Source organism: Macrococcus lamae, assembly GCF_004359545.1.
Lineage (GTDB): Bacteria > Bacillota > Bacilli > Staphylococcales > Staphylococcaceae > Macrococcus > Macrococcus lamae.
Map to the genome: position 1 here is coordinate 140891 of NZ_SCWB01000001.1, position 22769 is coordinate 163659.

Consider the following 22769-nt stretch of genomic DNA (forward strand, 5'->3'; position numbering starts at 1 on the left):
ATGGTTAAAATTTTTGCTCATAGAGGTTATAAGAAGAAGTATCCTGAAAACAGTATGCGTGCTTTCAAAAAGGCGATTGAATTCGGTGCGGATGGTATTGAGCTTGATGTTCATTTAACAGCAGATCATCATATTGTAGTGATTCATGATGAAACGCTGAGTCGGACAACCAATCTTTCTGGAAGTATCAGTAAAATGACGCTCTCAGAAATTCATCGAGCAAAAATAAAAACAGGTCGACTAAAATATGAAAAAGTCCCATTGTTATCGCAAGTATTGGATTTAGTTCACGATACTAAACTCGAACTTAACATTGAAATTAAAGGGCAGACCGACGGAGTACTTGAATCGCTGTTAGTCGATCTTCTCAACCATTATTCAATGAACGAACGCATCATCATCTCAAGCTTTTATTTGAATTCTGTTCAGCTCATCAAGCAGCTCAATCCACATTTGGAAACCGCATATCTTTATTCACGATATGTCGACCTGCCATGGAACTTAAAAGCAGACTATTTATTTGATGGTATACATACAAATACGTTTTATATTTCAAGAAATTTTGCAGACAGAATCGCGGGTGAAGGACTTAAAGTACGGATGTATACGGTGAACCGAGCAGATGATATTAAGTACTGGCTGAATTCAACTGTTGATGCCATTATTACAGATGATGTGGAACTGGCAATTAAAGCAAAAAAATTCATCTGACAGAGATTATTTTTTACTCTGATCGATGAATTTTTTTTGTGCTCGTTCTGTTCGCTTCTCTATATGAAGAATATATCCTCCTACAAAAGCAATGCCTGCAATTGCAAGAAAAAATCCTAAAAGAAACTGAAGCCATATAAAATGCAGTTCAGGTACTAAAATACCAAATACTGCATCTCTCATCCATTTAATGCCTAAACCTGAAAAATATATAGGAATGACAAGTATTAATAGCGCAATCATTTTTTGCATGTTAATCACCTGGAACCATTATAGCTTACTCACAGGATAATTGACAAATTATAAATTGATAACTTGTATAAAAGAGATACAATATAAGAGAAAGGATGAGTGAAATGCAGTTCCACGATATATTAACAACAGGAAAATCAGTTCAAAAAGTAATTTCTGTCTGCCAGGCAGCAGATTCTGATGTCATTAAAGCCGTCTGTAAAGCGCTGGTGGAAACAAAGGCCGCGTTTAGATTATATGGAGACGAAACTGTCATCAGAGCACTGCTTGAGCAGGAACAACAGGACATCACTGACCGTCTTGACATTCGTCATACATTATCTGAACAACAGTCTGTCGAGAGATCGGTCAGGTCTGTAGCAAGAGGAGAAGCACAGGTGTTGATGAAAGGGCTCGTGGCAACACCGGTCATTTTAAAGGAAGTACTAAAGAAAGATTATCAGCTGGCAACAGGAAGAAAACTGAGTCATTTGGCATTTTTTAATGTACCCACCTATCATAAAATGCTGATGGTGACAGATGCTGGTATGAATATCAGTCCGACGCTTGATGAAAAAGTGGATATCATCAATAATGCATTAATCATAGCAGCAAAGTTAGGTTATCAGGAACCAAAAGTTGCGCTGATCTCAGCGATTGAACTCATTAATCCTAAAATGCAGTCTACTATTGATGCAGCATTAATTACTCAGATGGGCCATAGAAAACAGATTAAAGGTGGTATTATTGACGGTCCATTTGCTCTGGACAATGCTATCAATAAAGATGCAGCCTTGCATAAAGGTATAGAATCTACTGTTGCAGGAGACGCCGATATTTTAATAATGCCGCAGATAGAAGCAGGCAATGTATTATATAAGTCTTTGACATATCTAGCAGGAGCTGAAGTTGCAAGTATGGTCGTTGGTGCAAAAGTTCCGATTATTTTATCATCCAGAGCTGATAAGTTCAGTGATAAATACAATTCAATCGTACTTGCATTAAGTACTCTTTAAATATTATTTTAATATAATAATATAAATTTTTCCAAAAAACAATATTGCGAACATTAATTGTTATGTAAGCGCTTTATTGATTAAAAGCGATAAAATAACCCCTATATTTAATAATAAAGTTGCATTTATTTAATAGGAGACAATTAGAGTTTTATAATTTATATTTGATTAGTAAAGTTTTTAAGGTAAAATTAGAAGTGTAGTGAGCTAATATAATCATGAAAAGGGGTATAGCAATGATTTTTGAACGATTAGAACAATATGATTATGAGCAGGTAGTATTTTGTCATGATAAAGCGAGCGGATTAAAAGCCATCATCGCCATCCATGATACAACACTTGGTCCAGCTCTTGGCGGCTGCAGAATGTGGCCATACGCATCTGAGGAAGAAGCAATTGATGATGCACTACGCCTAGCTCGAGGCATGACATATAAAAATGCCGCAGCAGGCTTAAATCTAGGTGGCGGCAAGACCGTTGTCATCGGCGATCCTAAAACTAATAAATCAGAAGCGCTGTTCCGCGCATTAGGTCGCTATGTACAAAGTTTAAATGGGCGATATATTACAGCAGAAGACGTAGGAACATCTGTTGCAGATATGGATACAATACATGAAGAAACGGACTTTGTCGTTGGTTTGTCAGAAAGCTTTGGATCATCAGGAAATCCAAGTCCGATGACTGCACTAGGCGTCTATAGAGCGATGAAACGTACAGCTAAAGAAGCTTTCGGTTCTGATTCGCTCGAAGGAAAAACAGTGTCTGTGCAAGGTGTAGGAAATGTTTCATACAGCCTTTGTGAATACTTACATGAAGAAGGCGCACATCTTATTGTAACTGATATTAATCAGGAATCAATCGACCGTGCCGTGAAAGCATTTGGAGCAAAAGCAGTAGCGCCTGATGAGATATATTCAGTCCAGGCAGATATATTTGCACCATGTGCGTTAGGTGGCATTTTAAATGATGAGACGATACCGCAGTTAAAAGTTAAAGCAGTATGCGGGAGTTCAAACAATCAGTTGAGAGAAACAGAAAAGCATGCAGACATGCTTGCACAACGCGGCATTATTTATGCGCCGGACTTTGTTGTCAACTCTGGCGGTGTGATCAATGTTGCCGATGAACTGCATGGCTATAACGAAAGTCGGGCAACTAAGAAAATTGAAGAAATTTATGAGCAGATGGACAAAGTATTTGAAATTGCTAACCGGGATAACATCTCTACAGCGATGGCAGCAGATCGTATGGCTGAAGAAAGAATCGATCAGATGATGCGTGTGAGAAGCACATTCAGTATCAATGAACATTCGCTTATCTCAAGAAGAAATAAATAATGGCAAAAATATTAACGCTCAATCTTGGTAGTACATCTTCCAAGATTGCTTTATTTGACAACCATACATGTATGATTTCTGAAACCGTACGACATTCGGTTGAAGAAGTGAGCGGCAATGTTGAAGAACAGACAGCTTTTCGTCTGAAAGTCGTCATTTATTTTTTGGAAAGCCATAATATTACATCCTTTGATGCAGTAGCAGCCCGTGGAGGACTATTGAAACCCATGGCAGGCGGAACCTATTTAATTAATGATACAATGACTGCTGATTTAAAAATTTCTAAATACGGAACTCATGCATCTAATATCAGCACATTACTTGGCGGAAGGCTTAGTAAGGAGTACAATATACCTGCCTACATCGTTGATCCAGTTGTAGTGGACGAGATGATTCCTATGACTAGAATGACCGGGTTACAGCAAATAGAGCGCCGTAGTATATTTCACGCATTGAATCAGAAAGCTGTTGCTAGAAACTACGCTGAACGCATCCATAAAAGTTATGAAGATTTAAATCTGGTCGTCGCTCACCTCGGTGGAGGCATTACGGTTGGCACACATGCCTACGGCCAAGTCGTTGATGTCAATGATGGATTAACTGGTGAGGGACCATTCAGTCCTGAACGTGCAGGATCTCTTCCGGCTGATCAATTAGCTCGTTTAGTGATAGAAGAACAGTTGACTACTAAAGATGTAGCAACTTTGCTATCAAAAAAAGGTGGGTTTGTATCTCATTTTGGTACGACCGACGCAATTATCATTGAACAAAAGGCTCAAAATGGAGATCAGAAAGCACGTCTTGCTTATGAAGCGATGGCTTATCAAATTGCCAGATCTATTGCTGCCGCAAGTGTTTACTTTAACGGCAAAGCAGATCAGATCATTATTACCGGTGGACTCGCATATAGTAATCTGCTGGTGAATATGATTATCGAGCGAGTGAAATTTATTGCTGACGTCACAGTAATGCCAGGAGAAAAAGAAATGGAAGCGCTCACGGCGGGTGTCCTAAGAGTCATCAATCAAGAAGAGCAGCCTAAAGTTTATGAGTAAGGGAGATTAATATGGCAAATGAATATGATTTAGTCGTTCTAGGCGGAGGCACAGCAGGCTATGTGTCTGCTATCCGTGCCTCTCAGCTTGGAATGAAAGTCGCAATTGTCGAAAAAGAAAAATTGGGTGGAACATGCCTTCATAAAGGCTGCATACCTACAAAGAGTCTGTTGAAATCAGCAGAAGTCTTCTCCTACATGAAGCATGCTGATCAATATGGGATTAAACCGGTAGAAGCAAATTACGATTTTAAAGAGATTAGAGCACGTAAAGATGAAGTAGTAGAAAAGATGTACGGCGGTGTCCAGCATCTGATGAAAGCAAATAAGATTGATATCTACACAGGAACCGGAAGAATTCTTGGACCTTCCATCTTTTCACCTCAGGCAGGAACGATCTCAGTGGAATATAGTAATGGTGAATCAGAACTACTGGTGAACAAACATGTATTAATCTGTACAGGAAGTACGCCGCGCGAACTTCCATTTCTGCCATTCAATCATGAGACTGTACTATCGAGTGATGATATGATGACTCTTGATCAGCTGCCTAAATCGATGGTGATTATCGGCGGTGGAGTAATCGGCCTTGAATTTGCTTCATTACTTGCTGATCTTGAAGTAGAAGTAACCGTCGTAGAAGCTGGATCAGCCATTATTCCGGCTGAAGACAAGAAAATCAGTAGAATTCTTCAGAAAGAACTAGAGAAAAAAGGAATTAAGTTCTACATCGGTGAAAGTCTGTCAGTTGATAACGTTGATCACAATGCTGAAGGAGTCACATTTAAGTTGTCACAAGAAGTCAGTGCTGAAAAAGTGCTGGTCGCTATCGGCAGAACGCCGAACAGTACGGACATCGGTCTCAGCAATACTAAGATAAAAGTCAACAACGGCTTTATCGAAGTCAATGAGTACTACCAATCAGAAGATCGACATATTTATGCAGTCGGTGATGTCATCGGTAACCTTCAGCTGGCTCATGTCGCGACGAAAGAAGGAACCATTGCTGTAGAGCATATGAACGATGCCGCACCGATTGCTCTCGATTACAATACTGTTCCGAAATGTATATATACGAGCCCTGAAGTTGCGAGTATCGGTATGACTGAAGAGCAGGCTAAAGCTGCAGGGTTCGATACTCAAATCAAAGCTGTCCCTTTTGCAGCTATTGGTAAAGCCGTAATCAGCGGTAACAGCAATGGTCAAGCTGTCCTTGTCAAAGATAAAGACAGTGATGAAGTACTCGGTCTCTCGATGATAGGACCAAATGTCACTGAAATCATCAATGAAGTCGCACTGGCGAAATTCATGAATGCGTCAACGCTTGAACTCGGACTTACAGTTCACGCTCATCCTTCAGTGTCAGAAGTGCTGATGGAGCTTGGACTCGCAAGTGTTGGCCGTGCGATTCATATTTAGGAGGAAACAATTATGATGGATTATAAAGAAGCAGGACTGTCTCCTGACGACTTAAAGGCAATGTACCGCTCGATGCTGCTCGGGCGAAAACTTGACGAACGGATGTGGCTGTTGAACCGGGCAGGGAAACTACCGTTTGTCATCAGCTGTCAAGGTCAGGAAGCAACTCAAGTAGGTGCTGCTTATGCACTTGAACAAGGAGACATTACGTCTCCTTATTACCGAGATCTCGCTCTAGTCACACATATGGGGATGACTCCTGAAGAGACAATGCTCTCAGCATTCGCCAAGTCTGGAGACGTTTCAAGCGGGGGCAAACAGATGCCGTCCCACTTCAGTAAAAAATCATGCGGCATTCTGACGCAGGGGTCATGTGTTGCTACACAAGTACTGCATGCAGTCGGAGCTGCTCTTGCCTTTAAAATGGATGGAGAGGAAAAGGTCGCATTGACGACGCTGGGAGAAGGCTCAAGTAATCAAGGAGATTTCCACGAAGGACTGAATTTCGCAGGTGTACATGACTTACCATTTATCTGTATCATTGAGAATAATAAATATGCCATCAGCGTTCCTCATACGCTTCAATATGGAGCTGATAAATTATCTGACCGTGCGATTGGTTATGGTATGCACGGTGAGCATATTGATGGGAACGATCCTATTGCCGTATATAAAGCAGTGAAAGAAGCTAGAAACCGAGGCATTAATGGAGAAGGTGCGACATTAATAGAAGCGATGTCTACGAGACTCACTGCCCACTCATCAGATGATGATGACAGTTATCGTACGATTGAAGAACGTAATTCCAATAAAGAGCTTGACTGTAACATCAGATTTAAAGCATATATGTTAGAAAACAACGTGGCAGATGAAACATGGTTTGAAGAAACCGACAAGGAACTTACTGCAATTGTCAATGATGCGACAAAGAAAGCAGAGCAAGCTCCTTATCCAGCACCTGAAGAAGCGCTACTGCACGTTTATGGAGGTTAAACAATGGCAAAAATATCTTATTTAGAAGCAATTCATCAGGCAATGGCTGAGGAAATGGAACGAGATAACAATGTCTTTGTCATCGGCGAGGACGTCGGTAAGAAAGGCGGCGTTTTCGGGGTGACTAAAGGACTGCAGGAAAAATTCGGAGAATACCGCAGTATAGACGCACCACTTGCTGAGTCTAATATTGTCGGTGCATCTATCGGAGCTGCAATGATGGGAAAGCGTCCGGTCGCAGAAATCCAGTTCGCTGAATACATACTGCCCGCAACAAATCAGATACTTAACGAAGCAGCAAAAATCAGATATCGCTCAAATAATGACTGGCATTGTCCTCTCACAATTCGTGCACCATTCGGCGGTGGCATTCACGGAGCACTTTATCATTCACAGTCTATTGAGACAATTTTTGCATCAACCCCTGGTTTGAAAGTTGTCATTCCTTCAACACCATATGATGCGAAAGGGCTGTTAAAAGCAGCAATCCGCGATGATGACCCAGTATTGTATTTTGAACATAAAAAAGCATATAGATTACTGAAGCAGGATGTACCGGAAGAAGATTATATCGTCCCGATAGGTAAAGCGGATTCAAAACGTGAGGGCGATGATATTACAGTTATTACATACGGCCTTTGTGTCAACTATGCGCTGCAGGCTGCTGAAAAACTTGCAGCGGAAGGTATTGAAACAGAAATTGTGGACTTAAGAACCGTCTATCCGATCGACAAAGAATATGTCATCAATGCGGCAAAGAAAACAGGAAAAGTGCTGCTCATCACTGAAGATAATCTTGAAGGCAGCATTATGAGTGAAGTATCAGCGATCATCGCAGAGAACTGTCTGTTCGACTTGGATGCGCCGATCAGACGGCTGGCGGGACCGGATGTTCCATCGATGCCTTATTCACCGCCGATGGAAGATTTCTTCATGGTGAATCCGGAGAAAATTGAAACTGCTATGCGCGAGCTTGCAAACTTTTAATGGAGGTTAATCATGGATATTAAAATGCCTAAGCTAGGTGAAAGTGTGCATGAAGGTACAATTGACAACTGGCTTGTAAAAGTCGGAGATACGATTAATGAATATGAGCCATTATGCGAAGTCATCACGGATAAAGTCACAGCGGAAGTCCCATCAGTCGTCACTGGAACAATCAGTGAGATCGTTGTGGATTCTGGTGAGACAGTAGAAGTTGGTACGGTGATCTGCCGTATTGAAACAGACGACGAACCCGGTAGTACAGAAGAACCAGCAGCAGAACAAGAAGAATTAAAGACCGTTCAACCAACTACACCAAAAACTACTGGTAAAAAGAATAACGGTAAGTTTTCACCTGTGGTCTTTAAGCTGGCGAGTGAAAATGGTATTGACCTTGAGCAGGTAACAGGCACTGGTTTTGAAGGCCGGGTCACTAAAAAAGATATTATGAATGCGATAGCGAACGGTGTTCCTGAAGCACCGGCATCCTATGAAGAAAGCAGGGTGCAAGAGCAAGCGGCAGTAACTTCAACTACACCGGCAACAAAAACCGTGTCGGCACCAGCTGCAGGCGAAACCATCCCGGTGAACGGAGTGAGACGAGCAATAGCGAATAAGATGGTTCAAAGTGTGACAGAGATTCCTCATGCTTGGATGATGATTGAAGTAGATGTCACTGAACTTGTAAAAACACGGAACAAACATAAAATTCAGTTTAAGCAGCAGGAAGGCTATAATCTGACGTTTTTCAGTTTCTTCGCCAAAGCTGTGGCTGAAGCACTGAAAGAATTCCCGATGCTGAATAGTTCATGGCAGGGTGAACAAATTGTCATCAATAAGGACATTAATTTATCGATTGCTGTTGCAAGTGATGATAAGCTCTATGTTCCCGTCATTCATCATGCAGATGACCTGTCCATTAAAGGGATTGCCAAACGCATCAGTGAGCTCGCAGTTAAAGGTCGCAGTCATCAGTTGACCAGCGGGGATATGCAGGGTGGCACTTTTACATTGAACAATACGGGTTCATTCGGCTCTGTCCAATCAATGGGAATCATTAATCATCCTCAGGCAGCTATTCTTCAGGTTGAAGCGATCGTGAAACGACCGGTAATCATTGACGGCATGATTGCAGTCAGAGATATGTGTAATTTATGTTTATCTATTGATCACAGAATTCTTGATGGACTTGTCGCTGGTCAATTCCTGCAGCACGTCAAAAAGAACTTGGAACAGATGACGGTTGACAATACCTCGATCTATTAGCCAAACAACTCTCTAGATTATTCAAGTTGATTTATGTAATATAATAATATGACTAATTGAAGAGGTGTTTTGAATGGAAATGGATTTTAATCTGTATATGAACCAGGTTGTGGATACTGCACGTCAGGAAATTGAAGGTGCTGGTTACGAACAACTGCGCACTGCAGAAGAAGTGCAGGAAACACTAGATAAACCTGGTACGACATTTGTCATGGTGAACTCTGTATGTGGATGTGCCGGTGGAATTGCAAGACCAGCTGCTGCTCATGCACTTCATTACGATAAGCTGCCTGACCGTCTTGTTACGGTATTTGCAGGACAGGATAAGGAAGCGACAGCTAAAGCAAGAGAATACTTTGAAGGGTATCCACCATCCAGCCCATCATTTGCCTTAATTAAAGATGGTAAAGTTGTGACGATGATCGAACGCCACGAAATTGAAGGACATGATCCGATGAGCGTCATCACAAATATTCAAGCCCTGTTTGAAGAACACGGGGGGGAGAGATAAGCCTGGGGATTTTCCCCCGGCTTTATTTTCATTTATGCAGAAGCTTACAATTAAACCTTATCGAATCGGCTACCGAACGATAAAGACTGCGTTCGGCATGGCAGTCGGTGTACTGATAGCTAAACTACTTGGACTGGAGAATTTTTCTTCAGCTGCTATTCTGGTCGTGCTGTGTGTCAAAAATACTAAGATCAAATCTATGGAAGCGGCCACATCAAGACTTGTCTCCTGCATCATCGCGATACTTTTTTCATACGTCTTTTTTGAATTTCTTGGTTATAATGCTGTTGTTCTTGGACTTATCGTTTTGTTGTTTATACCGGTGACAGTGATGTTGAATGTCCAGGAAGGCGTCGTCACAGCATGCGTTATTTTACTTCATTGTTTTAATTCGGGCAATGTCACGCCTCATTTAATGCTGAATGAAATCATCCTTTTAATAGTCGGTGTTGGTATCGCGTTGCTGTTAAACAGCTATATGCCTGACCGGGAGGCGGATCTCGAACATTATAAAAAGCGAATAGAAGGAGATTTCAAGATTATATTGGCTCAGTTCAGTGATGCGCTGAAACATGTGGATATCATTCTTGAGAAGGAAATACTCAATCAATTAGTCCAGACAATAGAAAAAGCAAAGTCTGTAGCATTCATGGATGTTGAGAACCATTTTGTGAGAAACGAGAACTCATACTATCACTATTTCGATATGCGAGGAGAACAAGTTGAACTGCTGTATCGTATGGTAGATTTAATCAATGACATGAACCGCTCTGATAAAATTCACAGTAAATGCAGTGACCTCCTTGGTGAGATGAGTCAAGGAGTATCCAGTAATGATTATACTGCTATTCGATTACATGACTTGTATGGAATCAGCCTTGAAATTAAGGAACATAGGTTGCCTGAAAACTATCAGGAACTGAAATCCAGAGCAGCTGCTATGCAACTGCTAAAGGAAATCGAATCATATTTAACAGCTAAATCAAGGTTCGGTTCTTTGAAAAAATATTAAAAAAAGTCTACCATTAAGTAGACTTAGTTTGCGAATAATGGAATTAAGCTTGAGAGAATCAATGATGCAACAATAGCAATTAGCATAAGATAAATAAATATTTGTCTGAACCGTTTGTTATTCAAGTCATGTCATCCTTTCAGGTTTTGTTATATTATAGCAAATTCTATAATTAAAGAGGAGTGAACTTATGATAAACTCGCAAAGATTAGTAGAAACGTTTGTCGAACTTGTATCAATTGATAGTGAAACAGGACATGAAAGAGAAATTGCAGATCACTTAAAAGGGCTGTTTACAGAGCTCGGACTTGAAGTGGCAGAAGACGATAGTCAGAAAAGTACAGGATTTGGTGCAGGTAATCTGATTATCAATATGAAAGGAACGACAGACCAGACACCTATTTATTTTTCCTGTCATATGGACACAGTGACTCCTGGAAAAAACATCAATCCGGTAATCAAGGATGGTATTATTGCTTCAGACGGTACGACCATTCTTGGAGCTGATGATAAAGCGGGGATAGCGACGCTTATTGAAGTGATAAGAGTGATTCAGGAAGAAAATCTACCGCATGGAGATATTCAGTTGATTATTTCTGTCGGTGAAGAAAGTCAGCTTGTAGGAGCAAAGGCTTTTGATAGTAAGTATTTAACTGCTGAATTCGGCTTCGCTCTTGATTCAGGCAATACAGTCGGTACTATTGTCACTGCGGCGCCTTCTCAGGCTAAAGTAGAAACAGTGATCAGTGGAGTGACGGCCCATGCGGGTGTTGCGCCGGAAAAAGGAATCAGTGCAATCAATATTGCTGCAAAAGCAGTCAGCAGAATGACATTAGGCCGAATTGACCATGAGACTACAGCGAACATTGGACGCTTTGAAGGCGGAACAGTGACTAATATTGTCGCTGATAGCTGCTATTTATTAAGTGAGGCAAGAAGTATCAATCAGGATAAACTCGACAAACAAGTGGCTCATATGAAAGAAACATTTGAGCGTACTGCTCAAGAGATGGGCGGCAGTGCTGATGTCAAAGTGATACCTGCTTACCCGAGTTTTAATGTTGCAGAAGATGCAAAAGTTGTGCAGGTAGCGAAACAGGCAGCAGAAAATATCGGCATTTCACCTGAACTTATTCATAGCGGGGGTGGTAGCGATGCTAACATTTTTAACAGCTTCGGTGTACCTACCATTGTTCTTGCAGTAGGTTATCAGGAAATCCATACAAAGCATGAAAAGATGCCGATTGATCAGCTTGAGAAACTGACGAAGCAAGTACTAGAGATAATAAAGTTAGTCTAAAATGCGATTTGGATTTCAGTGTTTCATTTAGTGACCTTATTTGTACTGTGATATAATGATTGAGTAAATGACTAGGAAAGAGGTATATACATGACTAAACAACAAATCGGTGTCATAGGTCTAGCCGTGATGGGTAAAAACCTGGCATGGAATATTGAATCAAGAGGCTATACTGTAGCGGTATTTAACCGTTCTCCAGAGAAAACAGATGAGATGGTTCGGGAATCTGTTGGTAAAAACATCTTCCCGACATACTCTTTGGAAGAATTCGTGGCAAGTCTTGAAGTTCCTAGAAGAATATTAATGATGGTCAAAGCCGGAGAAGCGACAGATCACACGATAGAAAGTCTGATTCCATTACTTGATGAAGGTGATATTTTAATCGACGGTGGGAATACAAATTATCTGGATACAATAAGACGTAACAATTACTTATCCGAAAAAGGATTGAACTTTATAGGTACAGGCGTATCTGGCGGTGAAGAAGGCGCACTTCATGGTCCATCTATTATGCCTGGAGGACAGAAGGCAGCTTATGAACTTGTTAAGCCGATTTTAGAAGATATCTCTGCGAAAGCAAGTGACGGTAAGCCATGTGTGACTTATATCGGTCCGGACGGTGCAGGTCATTACGTGAAGATGGTCCATAATGGTATTGAATATGCAGATATGCAGTTAATCGCTGAGAGTTATGATCTGATGAAGAATGTTCTGAAGATGGAACACGAAGAAATTGCAGATACTTTTGAAGAGTGGAACAAAGGTGAACTGGATTCCTATTTAATTGAGATTACGGCAGATGTCTTCCGTAAACTTGACGAAGATGGTACGCCACTAGTTGAAAAAGTGATGGATAAAGCAGGACAGAAAGGCACAGGGAAATGGACATCCATCAATGCGCTGGATCTTGGCATTCCACTGACAATTATAACGGAATCCGTCTTTGCACGCTTCATCTCAGCGCAGAAAGATGAGCGTTTAATTGCTGCAAAAGAATTTGTCGGTCATGAATATTCATTTAAAGGTGATAAAACTGAATTTCTTGAGCAAATACGTCAGGCGCTATATATGAGTAAAATTTGCAGTTACGCTCAAGGTTTCAGCCAGATGAAAGTAGCCAGTGAAACGAACAACTGGGACCTTAAACTCGGCGATCTTGCAATGATCTGGCGCGAAGGATGTATCATCCGTGCGCAGTTCCTGCAAAAGATTAAAGATGCTTACGACAACAATGCCGAACTACAGAACTTACTGCTTGATCCTTACTTTAAGGATATTGTTTCGAAGTACAATGGTTCACTGCGTAAAGTGACTGGTACTGCAATTGAAGCAGGATTCCCGGTTCCGTCATTTGCAGCTGCTATTACGTATTTTGACAGCTATAGAGCTGAAAATCTTCCCGCTAATTTAATTCAAGCACAGCGTGACTACTTTGGGGCTCACACATATGAACGCAAGGATAAAGAAGGTATTTTCCACACTGACTGGAATTAATATAAAACACCATGATGCTGACATCATGGTGTTTTACTGTATCGGCAGATAAAAAGTCATCTTTGTATAATGACTGTCAAAATCAAGTGGAAGCAGCAGTACGGAAACATAGTGATCATTTTTCAAGTAATTCAATGTCACCGATACTTGCTGTTCGATTCCCTGCCATACTTGATTGTAGAGAAAGTCAATATGTCCTTGCTGAGTGAAGACAGCACATTTTCTCTCCTTAAGATATTCTACTTCAAGCAGTGTATTCCCATCATGAGGAACGCCGTAAAAAATTTCAAGACCATCTACAAGCGGACGAACAGAAATATATATTTGTTGAGATCTGAGGTCATGAAGTTCATTAAGATGTCCTTTCTCCACTGCTTCAAACAGAAGATCAGGAATCAAAAAATGATTCAATAGTTCCTGATTAGGAATGAACTGACGGTAGCCTGCCAGCCGAATTTCCTGAAAGTCCAAAATAGTGTACGACAACGGTGGATGTTCAGTCACACCGTATTTGACATATAACCGGCTGAACCGTTTCACTGACTCTTTATGAGTTCGGACAAGTACCGGAGAAAAACCATGATAGTCACTGAAATCATGAGAGAAAGCATGCGCATCTTTATAACCATATTTTTCAGCCACATCTACCAGTCGCTGGTCGCCCTTTATAAGTTCATCAGCAGCATCAGACAACCGACGTCTGTAAACATATTCTTCAGTATTCATACCGCAGATCATTGTAAAAGTCTGATTAAGATGATAAGCGGTTTCTCCGATATATTCTGCTAATTGATTCATATCAATATTGTCAAGCATGTGATCTTCTAAATAAACGATGGTCTGCTGGACTATTCTTAAAGCTTCCATTCATTTCACACTTTCATATGTTTAGTCATCAGTCTAGCTGATATATTACGATAACATCGTTCTGATCTGTTGGATACCGGCTCAGAAGGATGCTCTTGATTTCAGTAAATTGTCCCGACTGATGGATGGCATCAATATATTCAACCTTTGCATAATATAATATCACTATTATTCTTCTTTTGTAACTGGCTTGAGATATAAGATGAGAAAGAACAGTCTTGAATATTTCTGCTGAAAATGGATTGAAGAAAAATAAAATTGATTCCCTGCCATTAAAGTGATAATCAGTGACATTCATGTTCAAAGCCTGAATGTCACCTGAAGAATTCAGTTGCTGACGATAGGAATCGACGTTCTTTAATCCATCTAAATATAGAGCTTTGTTAAGTTCTATACCGAGCGTATTAATCTGCAGCTGATAATTCATAAATATGGGAACACGCATCAGCCCTGAGCCAAAATCAACGAGCAGCTCATCCTCTTGAATCATAGGCTTTAAATAATTGCTTAAGGCTAACAGATCACTGTATGTCGTCGGTTCATAGCGATGATAATGAGTTACCGTCGGAAACTGATGATTTTCTTCAGTTGTCTTAATGTGAAGCAGATCGTCATAATTCATCATTTAATCTCCGTAAAAAAAGCTTGGAACAGCAAGCTGTCCCAAGCTCATATTTTAAAAATCCCACCAATGTAAATTATCGCGGCTGAGCAGCAGCTGACTTTTGACAGGACCATTTGAACCAGCTGGGTAATTCGGGAATGGGGCAGGGTGATCATGCCAGTACTGGTCCACTGGATCGACGTAAGACCATGTTGCCTTCAGTTCTTCCCAATGAGTGAAGTTCGTTGAATCGCCTTTTAGACAGTCATATATGAGTCCTTCATAAGCATCAACTGTATTCATTTTATCCTGAGTTGTCAGTGCATAAGATAATTTAATAGGTTCTGTATCAATGCCTTCGATGTACTTACGTGCATTTAAGTGGAGTTCAAGGCCTTCATTCGGTTGAATATTGATCACAAGAAGATTAGAGTCCAGATGCTGATCTTTCTTATAGTAAAGGTTCATCGGCACTTCCTTGAATTCAACAACGACTCGAATTTCTTTTTCCTTCATCCGTTTACCAGTTCTGATATAGAACGGAACACCAGCCCAGCGGAAATTATCAATCATCACTTTCGCAGCGACAAAGGTCGGTGTGTTTGATAGCGGATCAACATTTTCTTCATCCCGGTATTTCGGCACTTCTTCATTGTTGATAATCCCTTTATCATACTGACCGCGCACAAAATAATTTTTTACTTCAGATTCAGTAATATGACGGATAGAACGTAACGCTTTGACTTTCTCATTTCTAATATCTTCAGATTGCAGGGAAATGGGTGGTTCCATTGCAAGTAAAGACACAATCTGCAGCATATGGTTTTGCACCATATCCTTCAAAGCACCTGAGTTATCGTAATAACCTCCCCGATCTTCAACACCAAGAGTTTCTGAAGATGTAATCTGTATATTTGAGATATATTTATTATTCCATAACGGTTCGAACATAGCGTTGCTGAACCTAATAAGTTCAATGTTCTGTACCATGTCTTTACCAAGATAGTGATCAATTCTAAAAATCTCTTCTTCATCAAAGGATTTTGTGATTTGCTTGTTCAAGGCCTCCGCTGACTTTAAATCAGTACCGAATGGCTTTTCGATAATCAATCTTTTAAATCCTTTTGTTTTTGTCAGACCACTTGATTGCAATGCATCAGTTACAGTGCCGAAAAATTCTGGAGCCATCGCTAAATAGAAAAGGCGATTACCTTCTAATGTGAATTTACCGTCCAGTTCTTCTGACAAAGTGACGAGTTTATTATAACTTTGCAGATTGTTTACGTCATTTGACTGGTAGAAGACATGCTCCATAAAATCGTCAATTTTGTCGGTATCTTTTACATGCTCAGAAATAGATGCCTTAATTTCTTCACGGAACTTTTCGTTAGTCCAGTCACGTCGCCCGACACCGATAATAGCAATATGTTCATTAAGATTATTCTGTTGATATAAATGGAACAGTGATGGAAACAGTTTCCTGTGACTTAAATCACCTGTTGCACCAAAAATGGTAATTAAACATGGAATGTTTTGTTTTTCGATATCCAACTGAGTAACCTCGATTCGTTAAAAGTCTATTTTATTTTTTCATACAATCTCTGAAAACACAAATAAAACATGCTATAATGACATGATTAATTGAGTAGGTGAAACGAATGAAAATTACTTTTTTAGGGACAGGTGCAGGGCTTCCGTCGAAAGACAGAAATACACAGACGACCGTCCTTGATCTGAATCCTCTATCTAATGAATACTGGCTGTTTGACGCAGGCGAAGCAGCTCAGCATCGAATATTGAATACGAATATTAAACTTGGAAAACTGACGACTATTTTTATTACACATCTTCATGGTGATCATCTCTTTGGCCTCCCTGGTTTATTAACTTCCAGAAGTTTTCAGGGTGGCGAGGGCAGACCTCTTAAAGTTATTGGACCTCGAGGAATTAAATTATATGTTGAAACAACACTAATGTTGACAGGTTCTCATCTTAATTATCCACTTGAAGTGCTGGAACTGAACGGCGGTGAGGTATTGACAATCAACAAGGTCAGTGTGAACGTGCAGCCGCTGAAACACGGAATATCTTCATTGGGTTACCGCCTAAAGTTTCCTCCAAAAGAAGGACGGCTGAAACAGCAAAAGCTGCTGACAGCAGGTATAGAACCCGGTCCCATCTATAAGGAATTTAAGACGCGTCCGGTAGTAACTTATAACGGCGAAGAATATATCACTGAAGATTATAAGGAACATCCAGAGCCTGGTAAAGTTATCGCATTTTTTGGTGATACGATGCCGGTCGAAACTGAGCGGCTACTAGCTGATCACGCTGATGTGATGATTCATGAATCCACTTATCTTGACGGTGATCATGAGTTAAGTCACAAATATTTTCATAGCCATATAGACGATGTCATTCAACTGGCAGCAGAATGTCACGTTAAGATGACATTGATTAACCATGTGAGCAACCGCTATACAAAAGATGATATAGAAGCTCTGACTCATCAGTTGAAGAACAGCCATCCAGAGTTTAATTTTCAGATCACAGAAGATTATTTGTCTTACGAGATATAATGTTTCTTAGTTAAAATTGTTGAGCGTTAAGTAGTACATGATGACAGGAGATGAACGAATGCTTGGGAAAAAGTATTTGCTGACTGGTGGGACGAGTGGATTAGGAGAAGCGATTTTAGAAGAACTGATCGCAAACGGCGCTAAGGTGACTGTGATTGGAAGAAACCACGACAAACTGAAGAAACTGGTTGATGTCTATCCTGGGCAGGTTGATGTATTTAAGGCAGATTTAAATATACAGGAAGATCTTAATCGATTCCACGAATGGCTTAAAGGCGAGCAACCGGTCTATGACGGATTGATCAATAATGCAGGTTTTGGATATTTTAAGTCGTTTATGTCTCACACACCTGAGGAAATTCACGATATTTTAAACGTTAACTTAACACAGACGATTTTACTGACTCATATGATGCTGCCTTATTTAAGAGTAAACGGTACGATAGTGAATATCTCATCACAGGCTGCTCGAGTCACAACACCTTATAGTGCGATCTATGCTGCCTCCAAAGCAGGGCTGTCGTCGTTTACTAATGCACTGAGAATGGAACATCCATCTCTTCACGTCATGACAGTTCAGACAGGACCGATTGCAACGTCATTTTTTATGAGGGCGGATGCCAGCGGAACGTATGAGTCATTGACTAAACGTCTGCAGATTGATAAGTATAAACTGGCAGGAGAAATAGTGGAAGGTATAGGTTCAAAGAAAATTGAAATCAATCGTCCCCAGTGGATGCACATAGGTCTGTCTATCTATTCATTGTTTCCAAGGTGGATTGAGCAGAAACTTGAAAAGCCGTTTATGTCTAAAAGCGGATTAAAATAATGCTAGTCATTATAGATTAATATGAAATAGACCGCTCTATTCATTAGGAGCGGTCTATATTTCTACTTTTTTAATCTGGAATGAATCCATACTTTTCTAGAAACTTAGTTACTTTTTTGCGATAAGTGACTGGATTGACATTATAACTCGCTGCATGACCGCCATATTCAGGATACCATTTCATTTTTGGTCCTTGTTTCTTGTTGTATAAATCTACTGAGTGCGTGTATGGAATGAATGTATCCGGCTTGGAATGGATGAATAATATCGGCTGCTCGATGTTACTGATGATTTTTATAGGAGAAACGGCATACAATGAAAATTTTGACCGTAGTCTTAGGAATATATTGACGATATAGAGCAGAAAACCAGAACCAATTTTAAGTCGTGCTCCGATAATATGAGTCAGTACTTTTTCAAATGACGAGAAAGAGCAGTCTGAAATATAAAATTGTGCCTCGTTCGCCAGTTCTCCGGCATATAGAAGCATAGTAGCAGCCCCCATGGATTCTCCGTGGATTCCAAACTCGATGTCAAAGCCGTAATTTTCTTTTAAATATAAAATAACAGACTCCAGATCAAACTTTTCGTAGTATCCATAAGTAGAATAAACTCCGCCGCTTGAGCCATGTCTCCGGTGATCGAATATGATGGCATTGAAGCCGAGTTCTAGAAATAGATTCATATATTTGATGGAGGTGATTCGATTTTCTGTGACACCATGACAGAAAATCATCCATTTCTTATGAGAATATTTTTTGATGACTTCCGCTTCAAGGTGATAGCCATTTTTCGATGCAACTGTAACTTTTTCTGGATTAAGTGCACGATAGGCTTCTTCATCCAGCCGTTTCGCTTTGATTTCACGCCTGCGAATCACCTCAACATCACGCAGCTTAAAGTTCAGAATATAGTTGCTGGCGACTATGCCCGTTACTGCAAGAGCAGCTGTGACGATAGAAGAAGTAATAATAGCCGTATTTTTAAACGTCTTCATGTTCATGATAGATGATCCTGATAATCAATATTTTTAAAGTAATCTCGAGTTGAATTTGCTGCTGAATTTTTAATCTGTTCATAATGAGCAAGATTAGTCTGCAGCTGATCCGGGCTGCTTGCACCGCAGACAATTGAAGCGACAGGATGATTGAGTAAGTAGCTCATCGTACTCTCAGTAAGCGGCGAATCCATAGCTGCTTTCGATAAAATCTGCGTCAGTTCATCTTTTGAGTAATCCAGAATGCCTTTGCTGAATTTTTTGTCGACAACTTCGGAATAATGATCTGTCAACAGTCCTTTCATTACTGGACCACGCGCTAAAATTTTAACATCGTGTTCAGCAATAGTATCAGTCAGCATTTCCGGGCGGTTATCTAACATATTGAACTGCATCATAATGACATCAATATCACTGTGCTTCAAGTAATAGCTGATGACATTGGGACGGATGGAGCTAATACCATACGCTCTGATAAGACCGTCATTTTTCAGCGTGTTGAAAGCATCAATCGTTTCGTCTTTATCATCTTCCATCGTTCCACCGTGCAGCATATAAAGGTCAAGATAATCGATTTTCAGTCTTCTAAGACTTTCCTTGACGCTGTTTAATATATGATTTCTGGAAGGATTCCATTTGACATCATCATCTTCAAAATTGAATTCATTCCCGACTTTCGAGCCAATCAGAACATCGTTCCTTTTATGATGCTCTTTTAAAAATTTGCCGATGAGTTCTTCATTTTTTCCCTTATTATAGAGATCAGCGGTGTCGAAGTAATTAATGCCCTGGTTAATCGCTGAATCCATGATTTCTGAAGCCAATTGATAGTTCTCAGGCAGATTCATGCAGCCGAGACCAATTTCTGAAAATTCCAGCCCGCTTCTTGTCCGTCTAAAATTCACAAGCATTCCCTCCTAATGGTATGATAACAATAGTTTAACATGGAGAGAAAAGAGGGTAAAACAATGACATTTGAAGAACGTACATTGCATGTTGAAGAAATTTATAACGGTAAAATAATTAAAGTAGAAAAACATCAGGTCGAATTACCGAATGGACATGAGACGACGCGGGAAGTAGTAAAACATCCAGGTGCAGTAGCTGTGCTCGCTATCCATAATGGCAAGGTACTCTTAATTAGACAGTTTCGTAAAGCGATGGAGGAGCTGCTCATTGAAGTTCCTGCTGGTAAAGTAGAACTTGGTGAAGATCGAGAAAAGACGGCACTTCGTGAACTGGAGGAAGAAACAGGATTTACAACAGACAGCATTGATCATATTTATGATTTCTACGTGTCTCCGGGCTTCTGTGATGAATTGATTTCACTTTACTACGCAGAAAACCTAATTGAATCCTCAGAGCTGACTGCTGATGAAGATGAGTTCATTGAGAAAATGTGGGTTCCAGTTGAAGAAATCAATGCATTGCTTTTATCTGGAAAAGTAAGAGATTCAAAGACCATTCTTGCATTACAGCATTTCCTTCTAAATTATAATAATTCTAAATAACAGATGAATGGTAGTTGCAAAGTGTGACGATTACTGCTATTTTATTAATATAATATCAGGGTGCTTGAGGAAGGTGACACATGCAGGAACGAATTCAGAAAATTAAAGACCAGCTGCACGCAGCTTCCTATAAACTGACTCCGCAAAGAGAATCGACAGTAATTGTGCTGCTGGAAAATGAAGCCGATCACCTCAGCGCTGAGGACGTCTATTTAAAAGTTAAGGAAAAATCGCCGGAAATAGGGCTTGCAACTGTTTACCGGACACTGGAACTTCTTGCAGAGCTTAAAGTAGTCGACAAGATTAATTTTGGTGACGGCGTTGCACGATTTGACCTTAGAAAAGAAGGTGCGGAACATTTCCATCATCACCTTGTCTGTATGGAATGCGGGGCAGTTGATGAGATTGAAGAAGATCTTCTGGGAGATGTAGAAAAGAAAGTTGAAAGAGATTATCATTTTAAAATAATGGATCATCGTCTGACATTTCACGGAATTTGTCACCGATGTCATCATTAGCCGCAGTCAAAAGAATGCGGTTTTTTCTTTGATTATAAAATGATTATGGTAAACTTAATGAGAGGTGAGAATATGCGCGATGTTGTCGAAGAATTTTTACATTTCATTATGATTGAAAAAGGACTTAGTGAAAATACAATTGCTGCTTATAGAAGAGACTTAATAGGTTACATCAATTTTCTTGAGAAAGAAAAAATCGGGCATCTGGATAATGTAGACCGATTTACTATCACATTATATTTAGGTCATCTGAAAGAAGAGAATAAATCGCAGAAAACGATTGCCAGAAACACTGCATCCATCCGAGGATTTCATCAGTTTGCGTTACGAGAAAAATATGCTGTCAAAGATCCTTCTGTCATGCTTGAACCACCTAAAGTAGCAAAGCATCTGCCGGATGTATTATCTATAGAGGAAGTAGATATTTTTCTAGAATCACCGGATACTTCGAAGCTATTCGGTAGAAGAGACCAGGCGATGCTTGAACTGCTATACGCCACCGGTATGCGAGTCAGTGAACTGATCAATCTTGATGTAGATGACATCAATCTGATAATGGGTTACGTCCGTGTATTTGGTAAAGGAAATAAGGAAAGGATTGTTCCCCTCGGTACAAAGTCTATGACAGTGCTGGATGATTACCTTAAAAACACACGTCCTAAAATGCTGAAAAAAGAAGTAACGGATAGTCTATTCTTAAATTTCCACGGCAGAAGGATGACAAGACAAGGTTTCTGGAAAATTATCAAGCAGCTGAAAGAAGAGGTGGGGATTAAGAAGAAGCTGACACCTCATACTCTCAGACATTCATTCGCCACACATCTGCTGGAAAATGGAGCTGATCTGCGCGCAGTCCAGGAAATGCTGGGTCATGCAGATATTAGTACCACTCAGCTCTATACTCATATATCAAAAAAACAAATTCGCGATGTTTACAAGAAGACACATCCGAGAGCATAAGGAGGGGCCAATGAATCAGGAGAATAATAAATATATTTCATTAATCGTCTTATTCATCCTCGCAATCGGCTGGGGGATTTTTTACTGGATATTTATTGCGCATTAAGCGTGCGGCACGTTCTGCAATAATGGAGCTACGGTCGCGTGTGCGGTGGAAATCGATATAGTCTGAGTTGACTGGCTGATAAGGATCAAAGTCAGGGTGATGAATCATCATCGTCTCGAGACATTCTGTTGTCAGAGGCAGCTGAAGCGGTACGTAAGGATTAACGATATTACGTGCGCTCTTCTCCAGCAGGTCGATAATAGACGCGTTAACGCCATAGCTGTTTAATAAAGAACGGTGATTTTTAAAGCCGTTGATTGCTTTTGTCAAGCACGTTGCAGCACCCTTTACATTGCCACGTCTATAATGATACTGGCTTGTAGCAAGCATGATAAAAGCGACTTCAATATCCTGCTTGCTGAAGTTGTTTTTAGCTTTCCAAACTTCTTCAAGCAACTCGTGGCATTCAAAGTAATGCCTTTCATGTAAAAACTGGTAATAATAATCAATCATGAATGCATTCATTCTAA

The 22769-nt window shown here is 40.2% G+C and carries 25 protein-coding genes; 17 read left to right on the plus strand and 8 right to left on the minus strand.

What is annotated here, in order from left to right:
* Positions 1 to 711 (plus strand): glycerophosphodiester phosphodiesterase family protein, encoded by a 711-nt coding sequence (locus tag ERX29_RS00775; RefSeq protein ID WP_133442772.1) that lies wholly within the window; start codon positions 1 to 3, stop codon positions 709 to 711.
* Between the two features lie 6 nt (positions 712 to 717).
* On the opposite strand, the gene ERX29_RS00780 is transcribed toward ERX29_RS00775, so the two are convergent.
* The gene (locus tag ERX29_RS00780; RefSeq protein WP_133442773.1) at positions 718 to 963 is read right to left on the minus strand and encodes a DUF2627 domain-containing protein; all 246 of its coding nucleotides are present in this window, start codon (positions 961 to 963) and stop codon (positions 718 to 720) included.
* A 104-nt stretch (positions 964 to 1067) separates the two neighbouring features.
* On the opposite strand from ERX29_RS00780, the gene ERX29_RS00785 reads away from it, so the two are divergent.
* The 9 genes from ERX29_RS00785 to ERX29_RS00825 all read left to right on the plus strand — a co-directional run bounded on the left by ERX29_RS00785 (position 1068) and on the right by ERX29_RS00825 (position 10534).
* The gene (locus ERX29_RS00785; protein WP_133442914.1) at positions 1068 to 1958 is read left to right on the plus strand and encodes a bifunctional enoyl-CoA hydratase/phosphate acetyltransferase; all 891 of its coding nucleotides are present in this window, start codon (positions 1068 to 1070) and stop codon (positions 1956 to 1958) included.
* A 236-nt stretch (positions 1959 to 2194) separates the two neighbouring features.
* Positions 2195 to 3295 (plus strand): Glu/Leu/Phe/Val dehydrogenase dimerization domain-containing protein, encoded by a 1101-nt coding sequence (locus tag ERX29_RS00790; RefSeq protein ID WP_133442774.1) that lies wholly within the window; start codon positions 2195 to 2197, stop codon positions 3293 to 3295.
* Complete coding sequence (gene buk / locus ERX29_RS00795; RefSeq protein ID WP_133442775.1) at positions 3295 to 4350, plus strand: butyrate kinase; 1056 nt, start codon at positions 3295 to 3297, stop codon at positions 4348 to 4350. Before ERX29_RS00790 ends, buk begins: the two co-directional genes overlap by 1 nt.
* A gap of 11 nt (positions 4351 to 4361) precedes the next feature.
* Entirely contained in the window at positions 4362 to 5768 is a 1407-nt protein-coding gene (gene lpdA, locus ERX29_RS00800; protein ID WP_133442776.1) for a dihydrolipoyl dehydrogenase, read from the plus strand.
* Between the two features lie 12 nt (positions 5769 to 5780).
* Complete coding sequence (locus ERX29_RS00805; protein ID WP_133442777.1) at positions 5781 to 6761, plus strand: thiamine pyrophosphate-dependent dehydrogenase E1 component subunit alpha; 981 nt, start codon at positions 5781 to 5783, stop codon at positions 6759 to 6761.
* A gap of 3 nt (positions 6762 to 6764) precedes the next feature.
* Positions 6765 to 7748 carry an alpha-ketoacid dehydrogenase subunit beta gene (locus ERX29_RS00810; RefSeq protein ID WP_133442778.1) on the plus strand — a complete coding sequence of 328 codons (984 nt, stop codon included), beginning with the start codon at positions 6765 to 6767 and terminating at the stop codon, positions 7746 to 7748.
* A gap of 12 nt (positions 7749 to 7760) precedes the next feature.
* Positions 7761 to 9011 carry a dihydrolipoamide acetyltransferase family protein gene (locus ERX29_RS00815; protein ID WP_133442779.1) on the plus strand — a complete coding sequence of 417 codons (1251 nt, stop codon included), beginning with the start codon at positions 7761 to 7763 and terminating at the stop codon, positions 9009 to 9011.
* 73 nt (positions 9012 to 9084) lie between these two features.
* Positions 9085 to 9522 carry a BrxA/BrxB family bacilliredoxin gene (locus ERX29_RS00820; RefSeq protein WP_133442780.1) on the plus strand — a complete coding sequence of 146 codons (438 nt, stop codon included), beginning with the start codon at positions 9085 to 9087 and terminating at the stop codon, positions 9520 to 9522.
* A 34-nt stretch (positions 9523 to 9556) separates the two neighbouring features.
* Positions 9557 to 10534 carry an aromatic acid exporter family protein gene (locus tag ERX29_RS00825; protein ID WP_133442781.1) on the plus strand — a complete coding sequence of 326 codons (978 nt, stop codon included), beginning with the start codon at positions 9557 to 9559 and terminating at the stop codon, positions 10532 to 10534.
* Positions 10535 to 10557: 23 nt separating this feature from the next.
* On the opposite strand, the gene prli42 is transcribed toward ERX29_RS00825, so the two are convergent.
* Complete coding sequence (prli42, locus tag ERX29_RS11100; RefSeq protein WP_165981014.1) at positions 10558 to 10659, minus strand: stressosome-associated protein Prli42; 102 nt, start codon at positions 10657 to 10659, stop codon at positions 10558 to 10560.
* 65 nt (positions 10660 to 10724) lie between these two features.
* On the opposite strand from prli42, the gene ERX29_RS00830 reads away from it, so the two are divergent.
* Both ERX29_RS00830 and gndA read left to right on the plus strand, forming a co-directional pair.
* A complete protein-coding gene (locus ERX29_RS00830; protein ID WP_133442782.1) occupies positions 10725 to 11834 on the plus strand; it encodes a M20/M25/M40 family metallo-hydrolase in 1110 nt (369 codons plus the stop codon).
* A gap of 90 nt (positions 11835 to 11924) precedes the next feature.
* A complete protein-coding gene (gndA, locus tag ERX29_RS00835; RefSeq protein WP_133442783.1) occupies positions 11925 to 13328 on the plus strand; it encodes an NADP-dependent phosphogluconate dehydrogenase in 1404 nt (467 codons plus the stop codon).
* 33 nt (positions 13329 to 13361) lie between these two features.
* On the opposite strand, the gene ERX29_RS00840 is transcribed toward gndA, so the two are convergent.
* From ERX29_RS00840 to zwf, 3 genes are read right to left on the minus strand one after another with little or no spacing between them, the layout of a single operon-like run.
* Positions 13362 to 14195 (minus strand): helix-turn-helix domain-containing protein, encoded by an 834-nt coding sequence (locus ERX29_RS00840; RefSeq protein ID WP_133442784.1) that lies wholly within the window; start codon positions 14193 to 14195, stop codon positions 13362 to 13364.
* A gap of 28 nt (positions 14196 to 14223) precedes the next feature.
* Complete coding sequence (locus ERX29_RS00845) at positions 14224 to 14817, minus strand: hypothetical protein (protein ID WP_133442785.1); 594 nt, start codon at positions 14815 to 14817, stop codon at positions 14224 to 14226.
* 54 nt (positions 14818 to 14871) lie between these two features.
* Positions 14872 to 16350 (minus strand): glucose-6-phosphate dehydrogenase, encoded by a 1479-nt coding sequence (gene zwf, locus ERX29_RS00850; RefSeq protein WP_133442786.1) that lies wholly within the window; start codon positions 16348 to 16350, stop codon positions 14872 to 14874.
* A gap of 107 nt (positions 16351 to 16457) precedes the next feature.
* On the opposite strand from zwf, the gene ERX29_RS00855 reads away from it, so the two are divergent.
* Together ERX29_RS00855 and ERX29_RS00860 are read left to right on the plus strand one after the other, a co-directional pair.
* A complete protein-coding gene (locus tag ERX29_RS00855) occupies positions 16458 to 17378 on the plus strand; it encodes an MBL fold metallo-hydrolase (protein WP_133442787.1) in 921 nt (306 codons plus the stop codon).
* 58 nt (positions 17379 to 17436) lie between these two features.
* Positions 17437 to 18207: an SDR family NAD(P)-dependent oxidoreductase gene (locus ERX29_RS00860; protein ID WP_165981015.1), complete on the plus strand. Its 771-nt coding sequence runs from the start codon at positions 17437 to 17439 to the stop codon at positions 18205 to 18207.
* Positions 18208 to 18277: 70 nt separating this feature from the next.
* Here ERX29_RS00860 and ERX29_RS00865 read toward each other — a convergent pair whose 3' ends face one another.
* The gene (locus ERX29_RS00865) at positions 18278 to 19210 is read right to left on the minus strand and encodes an alpha/beta hydrolase (RefSeq protein ID WP_243719916.1); all 933 of its coding nucleotides are present in this window, start codon (positions 19208 to 19210) and stop codon (positions 18278 to 18280) included.
* Complete coding sequence (locus tag ERX29_RS00870) at positions 19207 to 20109, minus strand: aldo/keto reductase (RefSeq protein WP_279433902.1); 903 nt, start codon at positions 20107 to 20109, stop codon at positions 19207 to 19209. The genes ERX29_RS00865 and ERX29_RS00870 overlap by 4 nt, the downstream gene beginning before the upstream one ends.
* A 63-nt stretch (positions 20110 to 20172) precedes the next feature.
* Between ERX29_RS00870 and ERX29_RS00875 the strand changes: the two genes are divergently transcribed.
* The 3 genes from ERX29_RS00875 to xerD all read left to right on the plus strand — a co-directional run bounded on the left by ERX29_RS00875 (position 20173) and on the right by xerD (position 22193).
* A complete protein-coding gene (locus ERX29_RS00875; RefSeq protein ID WP_133442915.1) occupies positions 20173 to 20715 on the plus strand; it encodes an NUDIX hydrolase in 543 nt (180 codons plus the stop codon).
* Between the two features lie 80 nt (positions 20716 to 20795).
* Entirely contained in the window at positions 20796 to 21233 is a 438-nt protein-coding gene (gene fur, locus ERX29_RS00880; protein WP_133442791.1) for a ferric iron uptake transcriptional regulator, read from the plus strand.
* A gap of 72 nt (positions 21234 to 21305) precedes the next feature.
* Positions 21306 to 22193, plus strand: a complete 888-nt coding sequence (gene xerD / locus ERX29_RS00885) for a site-specific tyrosine recombinase XerD (RefSeq protein ID WP_133442916.1) — start codon at positions 21306 to 21308, stop codon at positions 22191 to 22193.
* Positions 22194 to 22242: 49 nt separating this feature from the next.
* On the opposite strand, the gene ERX29_RS00890 is transcribed toward xerD, so the two are convergent.
* Complete coding sequence (locus tag ERX29_RS00890) at positions 22243 to 22764, minus strand: DUF309 domain-containing protein (RefSeq protein WP_133442792.1); 522 nt, start codon at positions 22762 to 22764, stop codon at positions 22243 to 22245.
* Positions 22765 to 22769 lie beyond the last annotated feature (5 nt).